The following is a 628-nucleotide window of genomic DNA, read 5'->3' on the forward strand; positions in this document are numbered from 1 at the left end:
CACCGTCATGCAAACACAACTCCTACCATAAAACAGGAACAAGGTTGCAGTGATTTGCTCTCTTTTTCATTCAAGTCGTCCTCGTTAGATTTGATGCCAATGCCAGCAATTATTGAATCACAAATACTTACGAAGAGAGCCAATATGAAAATAGAACATGTCGCGATTTGGACAGAGCGTTTGGAAGAGCTAAAAGGCTTTTATGAGAAATATTTTAACGCCGTATCCAACGATAAATACCACAATCCAAAGAAGCACTTTTCGTCTTACTTTCTTTCGTTTGAAAGTGGTGCTCGATTGGAGTTGATGTCGATGGAAGGAGTGACCACCTGTGAAAACTCTCACTCGATGCAAGTAACAGGGTTGGCACACTTTGCCTTCGCATTAGGATCAGAGCAGGCCGTTGACCAAATAACCAAAACCTTGGTGGAAGATGGTTATCAAAGGATTGACGGGCCGAGATACACTGGCGATGGTTATTACGAAAGCTGCGTATTAGATCCAGATGGCAACCGTATTGAGCTTACCGTTTAACGCGACTTAGCTTATTGACCCTGTTCACAGGCTGCTTTCATATGAAAGTGTTCGGGCGTATACTGCAAGTTCATCAATAAGGAGTGAGCCTGTG

Annotated in this window: 1 protein-coding gene; it reads left to right on the top strand. The window is 43.2% G+C overall.

The features are described 5' to 3' along the window. Positions 1 to 144 precede the first annotated feature (144 nt). Positions 145 to 534 carry a VOC family protein gene (locus tag R8O10_RS25940; protein ID WP_005481479.1) on the top strand — a complete coding sequence of 130 codons (390 nt, stop codon included), beginning with the start codon at positions 145 to 147 and terminating at the stop codon, positions 532 to 534. Positions 535 to 628 lie beyond the last annotated feature (94 nt).

Source organism: Vibrio sp. 1727, assembly GCF_033344415.1.
Lineage (GTDB): Bacteria > Pseudomonadota > Gammaproteobacteria > Enterobacterales > Vibrionaceae > Vibrio > Vibrio alginolyticus.